This is a genomic window from Flavisolibacter ginsengiterrae DSM 18136 (genome assembly GCF_059568575.1).
The window spans coordinates 165,387-184,552 of the sequence record NZ_JCANTR010000002.1 but is presented as its reverse complement, the minus strand read 5'-3'; the positions used below and the strand labels follow the sequence as shown (position 1 = coordinate 184,552).

The 19,166-nt window shown below is 40.2% G+C and carries 18 protein-coding genes; 15 read left to right on the top strand and 3 right to left on the bottom strand.

Annotated elements, in window-relative coordinates:
• Positions 1-31: 31 nt before the first annotated feature.
• Positions 32-1,108 (top strand): sensor histidine kinase, encoded by a 1,077-nt coding sequence (locus BP74_RS02690; protein WP_496370813.1) that lies wholly within the window; start codon positions 32-34, stop codon positions 1,106-1,108.
• Positions 1,101-1,781 (top strand): response regulator, encoded by a 681-nt coding sequence (locus BP74_RS02685; RefSeq protein ID WP_496370811.1) that lies wholly within the window; start codon positions 1,101-1,103, stop codon positions 1,779-1,781. Before BP74_RS02690 ends, BP74_RS02685 begins: the two co-directional genes overlap by 8 nt.
• Before the next feature lie 43 nt (positions 1,782-1,824).
• Here the strand turns inward: BP74_RS02685 and BP74_RS02680 are convergent, their stop codons facing one another.
• Positions 1,825-2,169: a hypothetical protein gene (locus BP74_RS02680; RefSeq protein WP_496370809.1), complete on the bottom strand. Its 345-nt coding sequence runs from the start codon at positions 2,167-2,169 to the stop codon at positions 1,825-1,827.
• Between the two features lie 299 nt (positions 2,170-2,468).
• A complete protein-coding gene (locus BP74_RS02675) occupies positions 2,469-3,335 on the bottom strand; it encodes a patatin-like phospholipase family protein (protein ID WP_496370807.1) in 867 nt (288 codons plus the stop codon).
• A gap of 216 nt (positions 3,336-3,551) precedes the next feature.
• Here BP74_RS02675 and BP74_RS02670 point away from each other — a divergent pair, with 216 nt between their 5' ends.
• The 10 genes from BP74_RS02670 to BP74_RS02625 all read left to right on the top strand — a co-directional run bounded on the left by BP74_RS02670 (position 3,552) and on the right by BP74_RS02625 (position 14,645).
• Positions 3,552-3,854: a hypothetical protein gene (locus BP74_RS02670; protein WP_496370805.1), complete on the top strand. Its 303-nt coding sequence runs from the start codon at positions 3,552-3,554 to the stop codon at positions 3,852-3,854.
• A 291-nt stretch (positions 3,855-4,145) separates the two neighbouring features.
• Positions 4,146-5,447 carry a hypothetical protein gene (locus tag BP74_RS02665; RefSeq protein ID WP_496370803.1) on the top strand — a complete coding sequence of 434 codons (1,302 nt, stop codon included), beginning with the start codon at positions 4,146-4,148 and terminating at the stop codon, positions 5,445-5,447.
• A 159-nt stretch (positions 5,448-5,606) separates the two neighbouring features.
• The gene (locus BP74_RS02660; RefSeq protein ID WP_496370801.1) at positions 5,607-6,056 is read left to right on the top strand and encodes a hypothetical protein; all 450 of its coding nucleotides are present in this window, start codon (positions 5,607-5,609) and stop codon (positions 6,054-6,056) included.
• 115 nt (positions 6,057-6,171) lie between these two features.
• Positions 6,172-7,509, top strand: a complete 1,338-nt coding sequence (locus BP74_RS02655; RefSeq protein WP_496370799.1) for an APC family permease — start codon at positions 6,172-6,174, stop codon at positions 7,507-7,509.
• A 491-nt stretch (positions 7,510-8,000) separates the two neighbouring features.
• Positions 8,001-8,681, top strand: coding sequence for a hypothetical protein (locus tag BP74_RS02650; RefSeq protein WP_496370797.1), 681 nt, complete (start codon positions 8,001-8,003; stop codon positions 8,679-8,681).
• A gap of 358 nt (positions 8,682-9,039) precedes the next feature.
• Entirely contained in the window at positions 9,040-9,837 is a 798-nt protein-coding gene (locus BP74_RS02645) for a PhzF family phenazine biosynthesis protein (protein WP_496370795.1), read from the top strand.
• A 23-nt stretch (positions 9,838-9,860) separates the two neighbouring features.
• Positions 9,861-10,289, top strand: coding sequence for a GNAT family N-acetyltransferase (locus BP74_RS02640; RefSeq protein WP_496370793.1), 429 nt, complete (start codon positions 9,861-9,863; stop codon positions 10,287-10,289).
• A 208-nt stretch (positions 10,290-10,497) separates the two neighbouring features.
• Positions 10,498-11,052, top strand: a complete 555-nt coding sequence (locus BP74_RS02635) for a hypothetical protein (RefSeq protein WP_496370791.1) — start codon at positions 10,498-10,500, stop codon at positions 11,050-11,052.
• Between the two features lie 307 nt (positions 11,053-11,359).
• Positions 11,360-13,828 carry a TonB-dependent receptor gene (locus tag BP74_RS02630; RefSeq protein WP_496370789.1) on the top strand — a complete coding sequence of 823 codons (2,469 nt, stop codon included), beginning with the start codon at positions 11,360-11,362 and terminating at the stop codon, positions 13,826-13,828.
• A 334-nt stretch (positions 13,829-14,162) separates the two neighbouring features.
• Positions 14,163-14,645, top strand: a complete 483-nt coding sequence (locus tag BP74_RS02625) for a nuclear transport factor 2-like protein (RefSeq protein ID WP_496370787.1) — start codon at positions 14,163-14,165, stop codon at positions 14,643-14,645.
• 253 nt (positions 14,646-14,898) lie between these two features.
• Here BP74_RS02625 and BP74_RS02620 read toward each other — a convergent pair whose 3' ends face one another.
• Complete coding sequence (locus tag BP74_RS02620) at positions 14,899-15,183, bottom strand: hypothetical protein (RefSeq protein WP_496370785.1); 285 nt, start codon at positions 15,181-15,183, stop codon at positions 14,899-14,901.
• 529 nt (positions 15,184-15,712) lie between these two features.
• Here BP74_RS02620 and BP74_RS02615 point away from each other — a divergent pair.
• From BP74_RS02615 to BP74_RS02605, 3 genes are all read left to right on the top strand, one after another.
• Entirely contained in the window at positions 15,713-16,474 is a 762-nt protein-coding gene (locus BP74_RS02615) for an alpha/beta hydrolase (protein WP_496370783.1), read from the top strand.
• 117 nt (positions 16,475-16,591) lie between these two features.
• On the top strand, positions 16,592-17,125 hold the full coding sequence (locus BP74_RS02610; RefSeq protein WP_496370781.1) for a hypothetical protein: 534 nt from the start codon (positions 16,592-16,594) through the stop codon (positions 17,123-17,125).
• A 187-nt stretch (positions 17,126-17,312) separates the two neighbouring features.
• Complete coding sequence (locus BP74_RS02605; protein ID WP_496370779.1) at positions 17,313-19,061, top strand: tetratricopeptide repeat protein; 1,749 nt, start codon at positions 17,313-17,315, stop codon at positions 19,059-19,061.
• The last annotated feature ends 105 nt before the right edge of the window (positions 19,062-19,166 follow it).

The window sequence follows — 19,166 nt, the reverse complement described above, 5'->3', positions numbered from 1 at the left end:
TTAGTCATCTACATTTGTATAGTTTTCAGAGATGAGTACCTATTTGATGCATACAGTAAAAAAAGGGAAGCAGTACCTATACAGTACAGCTATTGTAATCCTGGTATCTGCGGTTTGTTTTGCGCTCTCGCATTTTATGGGATACCGTGTTATCGCCCTGGTGTTGTTACTGACCGTATCGTTCCTGGCCATTACATTTGACATCCTGCCGGTATTGCTGGCGGCTAGTTTGAGCGCCTTGATCTGGGGTTATTTTTTTATACCTCCTCGTTTTACGGTTCATGTGGAGACTACGGAAGATAAAATTCTCCTGGTCATGTATTTTGTCATTGCACTGATCAATGGTGTGCTTACCTACAAGATCAGGCAACTGGAAAAGGCCTCCCATTTAAAAGAAGAAAGGGCCAACAGTGTAGCCTTGTATAATACCTTGCTCAATTCCCTTTCACATGAATTGCGAACACCCATTGCCGCCATTATAGGGGCAGCTGACAATTTACAACTGAATAACAACCTGACGCAGGCCAACAGGGATATGCTTATAGCCGAGATCTCCAAGGCTTCGCTGCGCCTGAACCAGCAGGTAGAAAACCTGCTGAATATATCAAGATTGGAGTCAGGACATATACAACCCAAAAAGGATTGGACCGATGTGGTTGAATTGATCTATGATGTTGTAAAAAGAGTGGAAGAGAACAATCCTTACAGGAAAATTGATATCAGCATCAACCAAAATATGCCATTGTGTTCTGTGGATAAAGGCATGCTGGACCAGGTGATCTATAACCTGGTAAATAATGCAGCCATTCATACGGAAGCGGGTAGCGAGATACTGGTATCTGCCACCTGTCCTGCCGATGTGCTTGAAGTGATAGTGGAAGACAATGGAAAGGGTTTTAATGAAAAGGAGATCAAGGATGTTTTTCATAAATTTTCCCGGGTAAGAAAATCTGGTACAGCCGGATCAGGGTTGGGCCTTTCCATTGTAAAAGGATTCACCGAAGCGCTGTCAGGTAATGTAAGTCTTGAAAAAAGTGTAATGGGAGGTGCCAGGTTTATCATTCTTATACCGGTAAAAACGAGTTCCTTTAATTATATACATGAATAGGCAGGAAATATTGGTCATTGATGATGAGCCTCAGATCCGCAGGCTTTTGGAGATAACCTTGCAAACCAACAATTACGTGGTCAGGCAGGCAAGCAATGCAAAAGAAGGATTGATCATGGCCGGCAATCATCCCCCTGAATTAATATTGCTCGACCTTGGCCTGCCTGATGAAAGCGGGCATGTGGTGTTGCAAAAACTGCGGAACTGGTACACCAAGCCAGTCATTATTCTTTCAGTTCAGAAAAATGAAGAAGACATTATCAGGGCATTGGATAATGGCGCCAATGATTATTTATCCAAGCCATTTCGGGCCGGTGAATTGCTGGCCCGAATTAGGTCGGCACTCAGAAGCCTGAACCTGGATGATGGAGAGCCATTCCAACAATTCAGGGATCTGCAGGTAGATCTTGTCAACAGGACAGTGAAGAAAAAAGGAGAGCTACTGAAACTTACCGGGACGGAATACAGCCTGCTTGCTCTGTTGGTGCGCAATGAAGGCAAGGTATTGACTCACCAGTATTTGCTGCGGGCCATCTGGGGACCCGGTTATATCAACCAATCACAATATTTGCGTGTATTTATTGCCCAGTTGAGAAAGAAAATTGAAGATGATCCTAACAGGCCGGTTTATTTACTGACAGAATCGGGAGTAGGTTACAGGTTTGTTGGTTGAAGGCAAACCTGCAACCTGGATGATCATATCTTTTGATCAATTATTAAAATCCTTTTGCAGAAGCTGACTTGGCGCATTCATAACAATTGCCATCCTTATCCAATACAACATCAGGGTGCATGCGACAGGTATAGATCTTTGCAGACATAGACCTGGTGCATTCATAACAGTTGCCATCCTTATCCAATACAACGTCAGGGTGCATGCGACAGGTGGATATTTTAATTACTTCAGTTTTAGCTTGTTCTTTTGATGACACATCTGTTTTTTTACAGCATTTGAGTCCCTGGACAGTTTGATGTGATATGGCATTTTTAGATGCCTTTACCTGCGAAAATGCAGTTGTAGAGAAAATACTCATTATTAAAAAAAACATGATCGTTTTCATAATAAACTATTTATATGATGGTTGAATTTTTTACAATTGATTGGGGTATATATTGATTACTTGTTTTTACGATGACATGTTGTGTAACATGGCCATCTCCAAAAAATGGATCCAGGTTAGTAAGAAGAGGAGATATAGCAACCAGGTTTTTCACATGTTTCTCTATTCGCGGCACAAAACTGTGAAATATAAAACTCAAAATTGATGACCTGCATCAGACCTTTTTATGATAATCACTGATATTAGTTATTGAAACTGAAGCTTAAAGGGGGACCAGGCAACAAAATGTATGTTTTCAATCAGGTGGTTGGTCCTGTTTCAATGGCATTGATGCAGGCATTCCTTCCGAGGTCTATCATGTACTGCGCCTTGTAGAATTCAAAGGTGGAACAACTATTCCTGGGTATTTCAACTAAAACATCAGGGGGATAGTTCTTCAGCAAAAAGGAGGTCAGGCGGTCCTGGGTCATATTATAGGTAGAAAGAAGCAACTCTCTTAATGAATATTCCGAAATGGGCAACAGGTCCCTGGGTTTACTGGCCTTTTGCATCAGTGGGTTGAGCCATTTCCATAAGGCGGTCACTTCCTGCTTTACCTCCTGTGTGGTCATAGTGGGAGATGCAGCCCCATTTACATTGACAGCAACAATGTACTCGTCGTCCTTCTTATTAACAAGGTTCAGGGGCAAGGGGTTCAAAACCCCGCCATCCACCAAAAATTGTCCGTTTTCCAGCACCGGGGTAAAAACACCAGGTATGGCAATGGAAGCACGCAGCGCTCTATACAGATCGCCTGAATGATAATAAACTTCCTTGTTTTGAACCATATCTGTGGCAACAGCTACAAAAGGAATATGCAATTGCTCAATTTGCTGGTGTCCTGTCACTTTTTGCAACAGGTTGAAAAGGCGTTCCCCTTTTAAAAATCCCTGCCTGGTAAGGGTGAAGTCCAATATTTTAAAAAGAAGTGTTTTGGTAAGCCTCAGCATCCATTCCTTATAGGCTTTATGATAACCAGCCGCATACATCCCTCCAACTACTGCCCCCATCGAGCAGCCCGTAATACTGATGATCTCGTGCCCTGTTTCTTCCAGCACATCTATGACACCTATATGTGCAATGCCCCTTGCGCCACCACTACCCAGTACCAGGTGAACCTTTTTCATGAAAGTGAATGTATTCCAATTTTCTGAGGACATGTAGCTTTCCTTGTAGCCTTATTTTTTAGTGATACGCAGCAATAAAAGGTTAAATGGAAAGTTGGAAGATAATGAAAGATGCAGGAGCTATGAATCAAATAATAATGCAACATTTTTCTGCAATGCTGTAAGCAAACCACTTATATAATTGTGACCTTTATAAAACACTGAAAAACTATACAAATGACAGATAGTACCGGAAAAAATATAAATGATGAAACCATTCATACTTTGAAACTTCAATTGACTACTGAACCTCTCAATGCCCAGGTTGACCTTGGTGCCCGTGTATTCAAATACCCTTCATTGGATAGAGTATTTATTATGGAAAGTGATTTGTATGGCAATAAAATGCCCCAGGGCTCCTGTTTCCTTGTTTTCCAGGGCAACCATGGTATGATAGGTAAACATTTATATATTGAAACCCTTAAGAATTCAAGTGCTGAAGAAATTAAAACCATGATAGAAACCTATGACCAGGGCTAGCTTTCTGGTGTAGGTTTAGTTCATCCACTGCTGTAAAATAATAACTCCTGGTCTTGTAGTTATTATGAAGCTCTCTTTATAAGCGTTTTTGTTATCTCCCTGTAATAAAACAACACTGTTAAAAAAACCTGCTTTTTTCTGTAACCTTTTAGGTTGGAATCACTCTATTTCTTAAGTAATGGTCTTTACCTGTTATGCACGAATACAGGTGAGATGATTGATCGCAGGAGAAAGACCTGTATGATAGAATAGGATCCACTCACTATTGCTTATTAAATCAAACTGAGAACTATGCGCTACAGAAATCAAATGATGGTAATTGTTTCATTGATGACAATTACCATCCTGTCACAATGCAGAAAAGATGATCACAATAAAGACAAGGACAGGGATAATGACCCGGCATTGATTGCCGAAGGAAAGGATATCTTCAGGCATGATACTTTTGGTGATGAGGATTTCTGGAGCGGATTGCTGCATTTGGACAAAGCCATCATAGGTGCTAAATACGGCGGATATGGTGGAGGTGTCAGTCCAAAAACAGCCCTTGCAGTTGGACTAAAAGTAGATGCCGATGCGCTGCCTGCTGATGTAGTATCTGCTATAAAATCCGGGGCTATTAACCTGGATGATCCTGCCACCACGGTGGCGCTTTTAAAATTGAACGCGGTTGTTGGCGTTAAAGGAAGCTTTAATACTTCGGGTAATTTAACATCGGTAGGTATTACCTGCGCTTCCTGTCATTCCACGGTAGATAATTCCTTTGCTCCCGGAATAGGCAAGCGGCTTGATGGCTGGCCTAACAGGGACCTCAATGTAGGAACTATAATTTCATTAACTGATAACGCGCAACCCATAGCCAGCATGCTTCATGTGGATGAACCCACTTTGCGTTCGGTATTGGGCGCCTGGGGACCTGGAAAGTTTGCCGCTGTTTTGTTCATGGATGGAAAGGCATTGAAACCTGATGGAAAAGTAGCTGCCAATTTAATTCCTGCAGCCTTTGGATTAAAAGGCATAGACCTCACTACCTATACCGGTTGGGGAGATATCAGCTACTGGAATGCATTTGTAGCCAACCTGGAAATGCATGGTAAAGGAAACTTTCACGATGACAGGTTGAATTATCCCATAAAATATCCCATTGCAGTTGAAAATGGATTTTGGAATGTGACCCACAATCCCGACCTGATCACCTCCAAACTACCAGCACTTAGGGCTTACCAGCATTCCATAAAGGCACCCACACCGCCAGCAGGAAGTTTTGACCTGCAAATGGCTGGAAGAGGCAAGGGGATCTTTATGTCAAAAGCTAAATGCAACACCTGCCATGCAGCACCCTTACTGGCGGATAATATGCTGCACACCGGTGCAGAACTGGGAATAGATGATTTTGAAGCCATGCGGTCACCCACAGGAAAATATAGAACCACACCACTGGGAGGATTATTTGCAAGAGCCAAAGGCGGGTTTTACCATGATGGCAGGTTTGCCACCTATGCTGATGTGATCGAACATTATAATGATCATTTCGCCCTTGGTTTAACTGCTGCCGAGAAGCGGGATATTATTGAATACCTCAAATCATTGTAGGATAGGAGACGAAAGAAGAATGAATAGGGTCAACCTTTGGTTTATAAATCATCGTTTTCATTCCATGTCATCCAGGTTGACATTGCCCATGGAAATGTCAATTAAAGACAGCACAAATACTATTACATATCTTGATCTCCAAGCTTTTAAATAACGGTCATGTATAACCTGTGTATTGCTATTGAAGATGTATGGCTGAAAAATCAGCATGTATTTAAGGAGATAACATCAGGATTTGGCTTTACTGAACCTGGGTCCAGCCAGGTCTTACAACAGGTAAGGTGTTCTTTCTCTTCTGAATGGTCCAATGACTTAGAAATATCACCACGTTTGTGGCTCGCAAAGCAAATTGTCCGTCAATGTGTGTTCCTGGTAAGCCGGGATATGTTCCTGGCAAAACCAGTTCCCGGCAACCCGGAACAGGCACTGAAACCTTTTCCAAAGTCTTTAACTTTCCATAAAACAAGACCTATGAGCTTGCCAGTATGGACCATCTATTTATTAGTGGATATCATAGGCTTTAATGATTTGGAAGCAGCCATTATTCTCAATGTCCATCCCTTTAAGCTCCGGGAACAATTAAGTATTGCCCGTGGCCTGGTTGCCTGAAGAAAAAGTATCTCTGCAGTAAGATATTTTCAGAACAATTGATTGATATGCGTCTGAAGTTATGACTGGTTTTATGCTTTTACTTGCCTATCTTAATAGGTAATACCAGACTCATATGCCAATTGCCCCATCTAAGGAAGGATTAAAACGTGTAATTGGTATCGGCGGACTGGCCCTTGCAATTGTTAATGGTACCCTGGGTGCGGGCATTTTTGTTTTGCCCGGGATCGTTGGAGTTGAATTGGGAGCTTTTGCCGTATTCGGGTATCTATTCTGCAGCATTATGATGGCTGCCATTATGCTGTGTTATGCAGAGATTGGAACACGTATTACCTCAAGCGGGGGATCCTATGCATACGTAGAAGCTGCATTTGGCAAGTTTCCCGGTTATATAATCAACTGGCTCTATTTTTTTGGCTGGGGCATTTTAGGAAGTGCTGCATTGATGAATATCATTGCTGATTCATTGGTCCTGTTATTTCCAATTTTTGTAAACCCCGGTATCCGTATTGTTTTCTTTTTTATCCTGATAAGTTTTATGATCCTTGTAAATGTGCGTGGTACAAAACAAGGCATTGGGTTCGTAAAAATCATTACTGTCATTAAATTATTGCCCTTACTCTGTATTATAGTTTTTGGCCTTAAGCTGGTAAAAGTTGACAATTTGTTTTGGGAACGGGTGCCTGCCCTGCCAACCTTTAGCCATACTGTATTCATTTTATTTTTTGCCTTTGCAGGTTTTGAAACATCACTAGGGGTGAGTGGTGAACTTAAAAATCCCAAACGAACCATTCCTATGGGGATTTTATTAGGGGGGATCATGATATTGATCGTTTACATGTTATTGCAAATGGTTACGCAGGGGATCCTGGGTGGAGATATTGGAACTTTTAAAGATGCCCCATTGGCAGCGGTGGCCCAAAAAATTGCCGGACCCCTGGGCGCAACCTTACTACTGGTTACAGCGGCAATTTCCTGTTTTGGCGCTGTTGGTGCCGACGTGCTTGCCACTCCCCGGTCACTTTTTGCGGGTGCCAATGACGGAACTTTTCCCAAATTTCTCGGCAAGGTTCATCCCCGGTTTGCCACTCCCTACCTGGCAGTGATAACTTACGGTACATTGATCTTTATTTTTTCAGTTTCCGGTGGATTTAAACAATTAGCCATCATGGCCAGTGCAGCCATATTGTTTATCTACCTGGCAGTTATTTTATCCACCATTGAAATGAGAAGGAAGAAAGCTGGTAATACAGAAAATATATTTATTATCCCATTTGGGTTGACCATACCTTTTATCGGGATTGCTACGATCGTGGGGTTACTAACCAGTTTAAGCTTTTGGGAAATTCTTTCAACCCTTATTTTCATTGTCATCATAAGCGTAATCTATTTCATCATGCTGTCGATAAAAAGCAGAAATAAAATAGCGGTGGATCTTCCAGGAATAAAATAAAGAAACTCTATACTGAACTACATTTTCATTTAATATTTCTTTCTCCTAAATAATGACTTCAATACCCAAAATCTTATTTTTCTCTCCCTTGAAAATTGAGCATTGAGCGTTGAAAATTGAAAATTTCTAAATCCTTAAAGCTGTCTGCTGTAATAAAGCCTCACGACCTAAACCTTCGTCATTCGATAATCCTTGTTCACCTGTTCGATATGCCCTTCCTCCTCAATAATCCTTTTAATCCCATAAATCTTAGATCTACTCCCTACCTGCGCCCTATCTACAGTATAGCAACGGTATAGATACTCCGTGTTCGCACGGAGTATCTATACCGGAAATAGGGAGTAGTCCGGAAGTAGCCAGGGAGTAGCTATGCACCAGCTCACCCTATGGATAGTTGATTTGCCTGCTGTGGATAAATAAAATAGGGAGATCGATTTTCAGGTACTAAAAATTTTAGTAATTTGCCAATTAACAAACAAATTCGTACACCTATGCCAAAACAAGTAGGTTCTATTAAAGGTATTGGCACCATTGATGGCAATTTAAATTTTTACCGCTCCGAAGGGGAATACCGGCTCCGCACCAAACCCGGTGTGGACACTGATCGTTTTAATTCAGATCCTGCCTTTGAAGGTCCCAGGAGAACTTCCGGATTTTTTGGAAGGGCCAATACACTGGCTTCACTTATTTACCGCTATGTATATACCAACCGGAAGTGTAATACGCTATATAACCTTTGTAAGAAAAAAGCTATAGCTTTTAAAAACCAGGGAATAGAAGATGATCAGGTGATCCGGTCATTGTATGATTTGTTGGCTTCCCTGCATTGCATACCCATTTTGCCTGAAGACCTGGAGTTGTACCTGCCCGGCATGATCAGGGAAGCAGACGCCCGCAAGGCACAGAAAAGAGAAAAGCCTCCAAAACCCGGGAAGGAAAATTTCCTGCTGGTCATTGATGCACCTCTTGACGGGGAAGCTGAAGAGTTTTTTAGCAATGATATGGATGACTACAACTGGAAAGCAGTCTTTAATGGTGAATTTCCCAAAGATTACAAGATCCCCATATGCTTTGCAGGCCACCTGGTGGCTGGTAATAAATCATTAGGAGTCCAAACCATATTGACCAAACCAAGGGAAAAGATCATAGATGAATGGGTGCCGATGGAATAAAAATATTTTGTAGTAACTATTATCACCGGGTAGAAAAGCTGCTGCTACAAAAGCTTTCATATATTCATGATAATGCTGTAAAGGGTAATTAGATGTTAGCTAAAGACAATGAAGTTCATTCTTCCTGTTTATTCTGTTATAAGAACAACCATAGATACTGTAAAGTGATACATTATTTAGAAGGATTGAATCGGGAAAATATGTATCAATGTATCCGCGAGTCACATTCAGGCACCCTAGCCGGATACTCACAGGGGAAGTAAATAGCCTGGCTTTATTTTTTTGATAAACAGCGGAAAAAAATCAACACTTAGACACCAATTGTTGGTTATGTTTATGGTTTCATAAACCTGAATTCATGAAGACTTATTTCGTAGATTCTTTTACCAATCAGAAATTTAAGGGTAATCCTGCTGCTGTATGCATTGTAGAAAGTGATGTAGAGAGTCAAACAATGCAAAACATTGCCAATGAAATTGGTTTCTCAGAGACGGCATTTATCAAATACATTTCAGGGAATAATTATAGCATTAAATTTTATACACCAAAACTGGAAATCCCGTTATGTGGGCATGCAACATTAGCGGCATCAAAAATACTATTTGAGACTTCATCCCTGGACAAAATCAATTTCATTAACTGCGAAAACATTGAATTAAATATTGAGCAGGTTGATGGAAAGATCGTGATGCAATTTCCAGTCTATGATACCACTGCAATCACTGTTCCTGAACCTGTATTTAATGCCCTGGGTATTGAAAACGCAACAGATACCAGATTTAGCTCCAAAAACAAGATCATTCTTATTGAATTAGGTGACACTGATAAACTTGCCGATTTGAAGCCTGATTTCGTTGCTTTGATAAATTCCTATAGTGGCATCAATGGCGTTTTAGTTACAGCCAAATCCAATGATACCAGTTTCGACTTTCACTATCGGTATTTTTGGCCATGGGCAGGCACGAATGAAGATCCTGTGACTGGTGGTGTACAAACCTTTCTTACAAAATATTGGGCTAAAAAACTCGGCAAAACAAAATTTAAAGCATATCAATCCTCTTCACGAACCGGGATTATGACAACAGAACTAATCAATGACAAAGTATTAATTTATGGAGAGGCTGTCATAACATTTGAAGGCGAGTTTAAACTTTGAGATTTAAAACAACAAAATAAACAATGAGCGTATTAAAGGATTCAATGACAATTACAATTTCAGATAGGAGGGATCTTAAAGTCGAAGAAATCATTGAATTATACAAGGCAAATAAATGGAGTTCTGCGGACAAACCAACTGAATTATACAATGCTTTGATAAATTCTCATTCACTGTTTTCTGCATGGGACAAAGACAGATTAGTGGGTATTGGCAACGCCATTTCAGATGGTCATTTGGTCGTTTATTACCCGCACTTACTTGTTCATCCAGACTATCAAGGTAAGGGCATCGGCCAGATGATCGTAGCAAGAATGCAGGAAAAGTATGGGCATTTTCATATGCAAATGTTAACCGCAGACGGAAAAGCGATTAATTTTTACAGTAAAATGGGATTTGTGCGTGCGGGGCATACTGAACCCATGTGGATCTATGAAGGAGATGAACACTGAGAGAATAAACCGGTAAATATTTGAATCTTTTAATTTGAGATTATTCTATTTTCTTAAGCAAATGATTTGAAATTGCTGTAATATTGTGTATCAGAACTCCACGCCCTTAGATAATCATCTCCTCTTTTATACTTACCTGTTTCTCCTTGCACTGTGAAATCATTCTAATGAGAAGTTTTAATTGTATCAATTTTTTAAATGATTTCTTATGCAAACAAAATCATCAACTGCTTTTCTATTATGTGTATTAATGACACTTTCTATCTCTTTAATTGTTCCTGGCTGTCAAAAAAATAGTTCGGTTAAGGAAGAATCATATTCTACGATATCAAAAACAATTGCCCTCAATGAAGAAAAAGCACCAACTCCGGCCAATCCCAATTTTAATTTGGAAGTCATTCTCCGGGGTGCGGACAATAGCTTTGGACATGTAAAATTCCGGCAGGACAATAACGTAGCTAAAATTGTAACATTAGATGTTTGGGTGCGGGATTTAGATCCCAACCATCAATACCTGCTTCAACGTGCCGTTGATACTAATTTAGATGGCAATTGTAGCAGCACAACCTGGCTTACTTTGGGAAAAGGACTACAGCCACAAACAATTGCTACCGATGATAAAGGCACCGGAACCGTACAATTATGGCGTGATCTTTCAGCGGCAGCTACCGGTGCTACATTTGACATTCATTTTCAGGTAATAGATGCTGTAACCCGGGAAGTGGTTCTGACAAGTAATTGCTACCAGTTTACGGTGCGGTGAAATTTTAATTAAAGGCATCGTTAAGAAAAATGGCCAAACAATTAAGTTTTAAATAATGCAGATGGGAAACCTTTGTAGTAAGGAAAAATAATCGCAGTTGAAATCTAAGGTTGTATTCCAGGTACTTCAGCTATCAAGCCAAATTTGAAATAGGATTAAGTAGTACTTGCTTTGTTATAAAAACCTGTTAATAGGTATACACTCCTGAACCTTTTCACACCTTGTATGTTTATGTAAATATTGTTTACCTTTTGAAATAAAATTTTTATCAACCCACATTCATCTGTTGATAAGGCAAATCCATGTGATGTTTTACCCAATTGGAAAAAGGCTTCGGCTGCTTTTAGCTATTACATTTTTATTCTTTTATATCGCAGTAGGCGCCCAGGGCAATGGCCGATTGTCTGGTACGGTAGTAGACCGTGCAACGCAAAAGCCCCTGGCTGGCATTACGGTTGCGCTGCAGGATATTGGAAGAATCACTTTAACGGATACGGCAGGTAGTTTTCGATTTACAGACCTGGATATGAAAACCTATAACCTGTTGTTTACAGGAGTTGGTTACAAGCCGCAAACCTATTACAACCTGGTTATCAGCGCAGGTAACGAAATATCCCTGGCTATCGAAATGGAACCTGATGTTACATCACTTTCTGAAGTGGTGATCCGTTCCACCCGGCGCACAGCGGTTTCAGCTACTATTGAGTCGCCTTTAATCGTGCAACGGCTAACTACAGAAGAGATCAGGAGCAACCCTGGTGGCAACTTCGATATAAGTAAGGTCATACAAACATTGCCGGGAGTGGGAGGCGGAATAGGTGGGGGTGGCTTTCGCAACGATATTATTATCAGGGGTGGTGCACCCAATGAAAATGTATTTTATCTGGATGGTATCGAGATCCCAGTGATCAACCATTTTCAAACGCAGGGAAGTTCAGGTGGACCGCAAGGCATATTGAACGTATCATTCATCGAAGATGTAAAACTCAGTTCTTCTGCTTTTGAAGCACGTTATGATAATGCACTGAGTTCGGTATTCCAGTTTCGGCAACGCACGGGTAATCCAAATAGGGTACAAGGCAATGTGCGCCTGAGTGCTACTGATCTTTCGGCTACACTGGAAGGCCCCTTGTCACACAATAAAAAAACAACCTTCCTGGCATCTGCAAGACGCTCTTACCTACAGTTGTTATTTTCCGTTATTGACCTGCCCATCCGGCCCAACTATTGGGATTTCCAAACCAAGGTAACGCACCAGCTAAACGACAAAACCACGCTTTCGTTTATCGGCCTTGGAGCTATTGATGAATTTAGTTTTGCCAAAATAAAGGATGCCACGCCTGAAAAATTATATGTACTGAATTCTAATCCTTTTATCAACCAGTGGAACTATACGGCAGGCTTTAATTTGAGAAGATTATTGAAAGATGGATTTCTGAATATAGCCCTGAGCCGTAATACATTCAACAACGATATACAGCAATACCAGGACAATGAAACCAGGTTGGCGGACGAACAAACCCTGGCTTACCTGTCGCAGGAAACAGAAAATAAGTTGCGCATTGATGTCAACAAATACCGCAATGGATGGAAGTGGGCCTATGGGGCATCGGCGCAATTGGCGGAATATAGCAACAACACCTTTAATGTGATCCGTCGTGAACTGAAAGACCAGAATGGCACCGTCATACAACCTGGGGAAAGTTTGATCTTTGATAGCCCACTTAAAAGTTTCTGGCGCCTTGGTGGCTTTGCGCAGGTCAGCCGCCGTTTTTTTGACTCACGGATGGGCATAAGCGCAGGTATTCGTACTGATATGAATACCTTCACATCCGGTGGCGACAATCCTTTTCAGACACTATCACCCCGTGTGGCTTTTAGTTATGTGCTGGCTGAAAAATGGACCGCCAATGCCTCCATAGGCCGCTATTATAAATTACCGCCCTATACGATCTTAGGTTTTGCTGATAACAATGGTGTACTGGTTAATAAATCCAGCAATTACCTGCGCAGTGAACACTATGTTGCGGGTTTGGAGTTTTTGCCTTCCAGTGCTCTTCGCTTTACAGCAGAAGCTTTTTATAAGAAATACGACCATGTGCCGGTATCCGTTCGCAACGGGATTTCGCTTTCCAACCTGGGATCTGATTTTGATGTGCTAGGCAATGAAGCAGTTACCACCAATGGCAGGGGACGTGCCTACGGCTTTGAATTGTTTGCCCAACAAAAGCTAACCAGCCGGTTTTTTGGTATTCTTTCCTATACTTTTTACCGCTCGGAATACAGTGGCAGCAGTCATAGTTTTATTCCCAGCAGTTGGGATAACCGGCATCTCCTGAGTGCCACTATGGGATACAAGCTGCCGCGCAATTGGGAATTAGGGTTAAAGTTCCGTTACCAGGGTGGTGCGCCCTATACGCCTTTTGATGAACAGGTATCGAAGCTAAATTACCTATCACGCGGGCAGGGTATTTTGGATTATTCCAAACTGAATACTTTGAGACTCACCAGCTTCAATTCAAGTGATATCCGCATAGATAAGAAATGGAACTTTAGCCGGGCAACCATCGACCTGTTTTTAGATGTGACCAACTGGTACCTGGCCAAAAGCCCGCAACCAGATAGTTATACATTTAAGCGCAATGAAGATAACACGGCTTTTGTAACCACCGATGGCCAGGCTATTAAGGTCGATGGCAGTAATGCTATACCAGTACGCCTGGATAACAGCGATGCATCTGTTACACCTTCCATTGGCTTTATTATTGAATTCTAAAAAGAAAGGGTATTTGTAACTGACGCCAGGATAAAGAAAAAAGAGCTGCAAAATTCTTTTTGTAGGCATGTATCATAAAAACTTATTCCCGATTGCTGGAGAAACAGTTAAAATTGATTTTCCACTTTACAGTTTAATTGCGTATTTTCAATAAGACACAATTTTTATTGTTTGCTTTCTTGCTTTGAACCTGATACCCTTCTATTTTTTTATTGACAGCTATTATAGTTTTTAAGGAGAAATCAACGCCGTTTATTACTCTTTACCCACTCATGTTTTCCGTCCTACTGGAGCGTATATTAAAGTAATTATCACCTACTAAATACTAACAATTATGAGAAAGCTTAGCTTAATGATCATTCTTTCCATTATCGGGACGGTGGGGTTTTCACAATCACCGAAAGAAAATGGAATCATTTACATTACACATCCCTACATTGACGTTGTCAATAAATCAGTAAAAGCTTACCTGGTCAAAGATGTTACCACCATTACAGGCCTTTATTCAGATACGGCTAAATTTTGGGTATCAGGAATGGAAAAGCCTATTCCAATAGCTGAGGCTTTTAAAGAATGGATGACTGATTTTGATTACTATTCAGACATTAAGTTAACGACGGTTGGCTACCCGGATTATTTGCATTATAAAGATAAGGATCAAAAATATGTTCAATCATGGTGGCAGTGGTCTGGAACTTCAAAGAAAACCGGAGCTGTTGTAAAGATTGATTTTGTTCAGTTCGATAGCTTTAACAGTGCAGGAAAAATTATCGATGAAGGTCTTTATGGAGATTTTTCCAAGATGGTAAAAAATTAGCCACTGAAGGCTGCTAAGTTTGAATAATAGCAGTTGAATAAATACTTAGAATCTAAAGGCGCCGATTAATGGCGCCTTTTTTTCAACAGAGCAAATTAAAAGAGCCAGTATTCCATACTGGTCAAAGGCAATTCGTTATAAAAATATTCACAGTGGGAAAATGCCGGGAATAAAATGGTTCAGCGGTTTGATAGCATAATAAAAAAGCAGGCATAATAGGTACAATGCCTGCTACTTCAGAAGCTTCAAGGTTTTAACTGGTATGAACTTCTTCTAATTGAATCTTGGGCAGGCCCATTGATTTCTCCACATCCAATTCATAACAGAAGTTTGTAGCATATTGACCTGCATACTCATCAAGAAATTGTTGCACTTCCTGGGCATTATCGGCTTCCCAGAGGCAGGTACCCGTTTTGGCATCCTTAGAAGGAAAAACTCCAACCACTTTTAAGTTTGCAGGCAAATTTTTTGTTACTTCCTGAGCTTTGGACCAGAAACCTTCAGGGTCGCTGATGTTGTGATGTGCAATGACTAACATCGGTTTAAATTTTTAGATGAAAAAATAAATTGCTCTAAGTAAAGCGGGTAAGTTTAAACGAAATTGCTTCAGGAAAGGGTAAGACTGTAGGAGGGTAGATAGAATCAGGAAGCTACATTAAAGCCAATGACTTTCCAAATCTTTCTTTCCAGGGATGCGAGTATATAGGGGCCATTTTTAAAGCCAATAGCTGCTTAAACAGTATGATCATTAAAGTTAGAATATATGAAGTGCCGGAAAGAGATGCTTCTTGTGAAATGACTTATCCTTTTAACAATAATTCCCTATTTTGTTGAATTCACTTCCTGTTAATTTTGGAAAAAAGCATGGTTGTATCAGTAAACTACTGGAAGAGGTTAATAGTAGGATATAATTTATGCTGGTAACACCAACAACAAAAAACACAATGAAGACCCTGACATTTATTTTCTTAACTTTTTTCACAATCCAGCTTTTTGCCCAGGATAAAAAACCTGCCCAAAATAAACACACTGTACCACAAGATGGCCTCAAACCATTTGTTCTCGGCATGATTGACAAACTCCAATCGCAGATTCTGGGGGAGGAGAGAATCATAAACATTTATCTGCCACCAGGGTTTAATAAAAACGATACAACTACATACGCAGTCACCTATTTACTGGATGGATCTGCAGACGAAGACTTTATTCATATAGCAGGCCTCTACCAGTTCAATAGTTTTGAATGGATCAACAGGGTGCCTAAATCGATTATTGTAGGTATTGCCACAGTGGACAGGAGGAGGGATTTCACGTATCCCACAACTATTGAAAAGGATCAAAAGAAATATCCAACCACGGGACATTCAGATAAGTTCATTGCTTTCATTGAAAAGGAATTGCAGCCTTATATAGAGAGCCGGTATAAGGTTAACTCGTCCAAAACCATTATTGGGCAATCACTGGGTGGCTTGCTGGCAACGGAAATTTTATTGAAGAAGCCGGCCCTGTTCAGTAAATACATTATTGTAAGCCCCAGCTTATGGTGGGACAATGGCTCCTTATTGAACCTGCAGTCTGCAGTATTGCAGGAAGCATATTCCCATACTACTGATGTTTATATAGGCGTAGGAAAAGAGGGATTAACGTATACAGACCCGCCCCGCGTGATGGAAGTAGATGCCAATCTCCTGGCTGAAAAAATAAGGGCCTCAAAAAGTAAATCTATAAATGTTTATTTCGATTATTTACCTCAGGAAGATCATGCAACGATCATGCACCAGGCTGTATATAATGCCTTAAGAATGTTATACCCGGCAAAAGGCAAATAATGAATCTAATAATAAAAGAACAGGAATAGTATATTCTGTAAACTTTTAATCACTGTCATTTATTATAAAGGTGAATAAGCTATTAGGATTCATATTAGCTTTTAATTATTTTATTACATGACTGAAGATACAATTGACTACATAACTCTTAATCATAAATGGCCTTTCTCCTGGGCTGACTTTTGGGATCGTTACTTTATCATGGCAGCTCCATTATTCTTTATTCTGGTTCCTATAATTGTAGTTGCTAAAGGAATGATACATCCATATGAATTATATGCAAAGGATATATTTAGCGCAATTCCTCTGTTTATTATAATGTTGATCTTCGGCTTATTTTTGGGTTACTATAGCATTAAAAGAATTGAAAAAGAAAAGCTATTCTATAGTATTCCTTTTCATGACAAACAAAAAGAAAAGCTATTATATTATTTGGAAAACCTGGGGTGGGCAGTTAAGGAAACAGGTGAGCATTTTATTACTGCTAATACAAGCTTATCCTTAACATCATGGGGAGAAATAATTACAATTGTTTTTTCAGACCATGAAATTTTATTCAATTCGCGAACTGATGGAAATGCGAATCAACCATTTAGTTTCAACCGGGATAAGGTAAACCTTAAAAAGTTTTTATCCATAATTTACAATTAGCAAGGAGGTAATTCTTTGATGTCTAATCATTAGTTATGCTCAATATCGTAGCCTTTACTAATGCCCACAATTAATCTTTCTTTACAATATAGATAATCGATTAACTTTAGTTATCATTCTGCAGTACAGGCTAATTTTTGTGAGCCTGTTTTAATTCTCCCCTTGGAATAGACATCAAATTTTTATCATGAAGGTCATCTTTCTATTTATTCTAGGCATATCCATTGCGGCCGGCTACGCATATTTATATAATAACACATCTCAGAAATTGAGTGATGAAACACAAAATAGGCTGTTGGCTTATAAGAAACAGTTTTCGATAGGCTGCAGTGTCAACCGGGATGGGATAGATCTCCAGGATAGCGCTAACACCATACCATTATTGGATGGCTGGGGCAAGTATTACATGCCTGTTACAACTTCAAATGATAGTTCAGGAATTTACTTTGAACAGGGCATTAATATGTACTATGGTTTTCACATCATAGAAGCTTTGGCATCCTTTGAAAAATCAACCCGGTTCGACAGCAATTTTGCCATGGGTTATTGGGGAAAGGCTTTGGCATATGGACCCAACATTAATGATTTTGGTTATAGTGCGTCTCCTGGTGCCATATCTGCCATACAGAATGCAAAAAACCTTAGCACTGCCTGTACGGATGTAGAAAAGGCATTAATCAATGCCATGCTGGTACGTTATTCTTTGGACTCTACTGATACCAGGGAACATTTAAACCAATTATACGCCAATGCAATGAAAGAGGTATACCAAAGCTTTCCGAAAAGTGCAGATGCAGCTGCCCTATATGTGGATGCTTTGATGGTCCAGCATCCCTGGGATCTTTACGGAAAAGACTATCAACCAAAACCCTGGACGCCGGAAATTGTAAATGCTCTCGAAAAGCTCTTAAGAAAATACCCCAACCATCCCGGGGCTTCGCATTACTATATTCATGCTATTGAAGCTTCTGCACATCCCCAAAAGGGTATTGCTATAGCCAGGAAACTGCCTGGTCTAATGCCTGGAGTTTCGCATGTAGTACATATGCCTTCGCATATTTATATACGTTCAGGTTATTATAGCCAGGGTGAAAATGTGAACAAACAAGCAGTAAAAAGCTATTACGATTACGCGGGCAAATTTGCGTTGGTTACCAATAACGCCGCCCTATACCTGGTGCATAACCTTCATATGCAGGCTACATGTTCCAACATGAGCGGGAAATATAAGGAAGCCCTAACCGCTTCTATTGACTGCAGAAATAGTTTTGATAGCAGTTGGCAGGGATTGCCTGATTTTACAGGGATCTACATGCAATATATTTATATGACACCCTACTTAACGCTCATTCGTTTTGGAAAATGGAATGAAATATTGAACACTGCCAGGGTACCTTCAACTCATGTTTATGCCAGCTTGCTCTGGCATTATGGTAGAGGATTGGCTTATGCCCGGAAGCACGATTTTGTCAATGCAAGAAAGGAAATGTCAGCTATGGAAACATATATAAAGAATGACCAAATGAAGGCACCTGCTCCTTCCTATTCCAATTCCGGGATTGTCGGGGGTTCATTAGCTTTAAGCATTTTACAGGGCGTAATAGCAGAAGAGCAACATAGTTATCCGGAAGCAGTTAGGTTTTTAAGGAATGCAGTGGTGCAGGAAGATAGTATGCAATACAATGAGCCAAAAGATTGGGTGCATCCGGCAAGGCAATACCTGGGTAATGTGCTTTTAAAAGCGGGAAGGTATGCCGAGGCAGAAAAAGAATATACAGAAGATCTGAAAATAAATCCAAAAAATGGATGGTCACTTACGGGGTTGGCTACTGCTTTGTCAAAACAAGGGAAATCTAAAGTCAAGCTTCTTGTGCAACAACAAAGATCAAAAGCATTCGCAGATTCCGATGTTCAAATAATCACTTCTGTGTTTTAAAATTTGATATTGTTTTTTGCTTATTTGTAAAACTCAAGTACAAAAAAATAATGCAGTAAGTTCCAGATCAATACCCGATTTTTTTATCTTGAATGTTCCGATCCT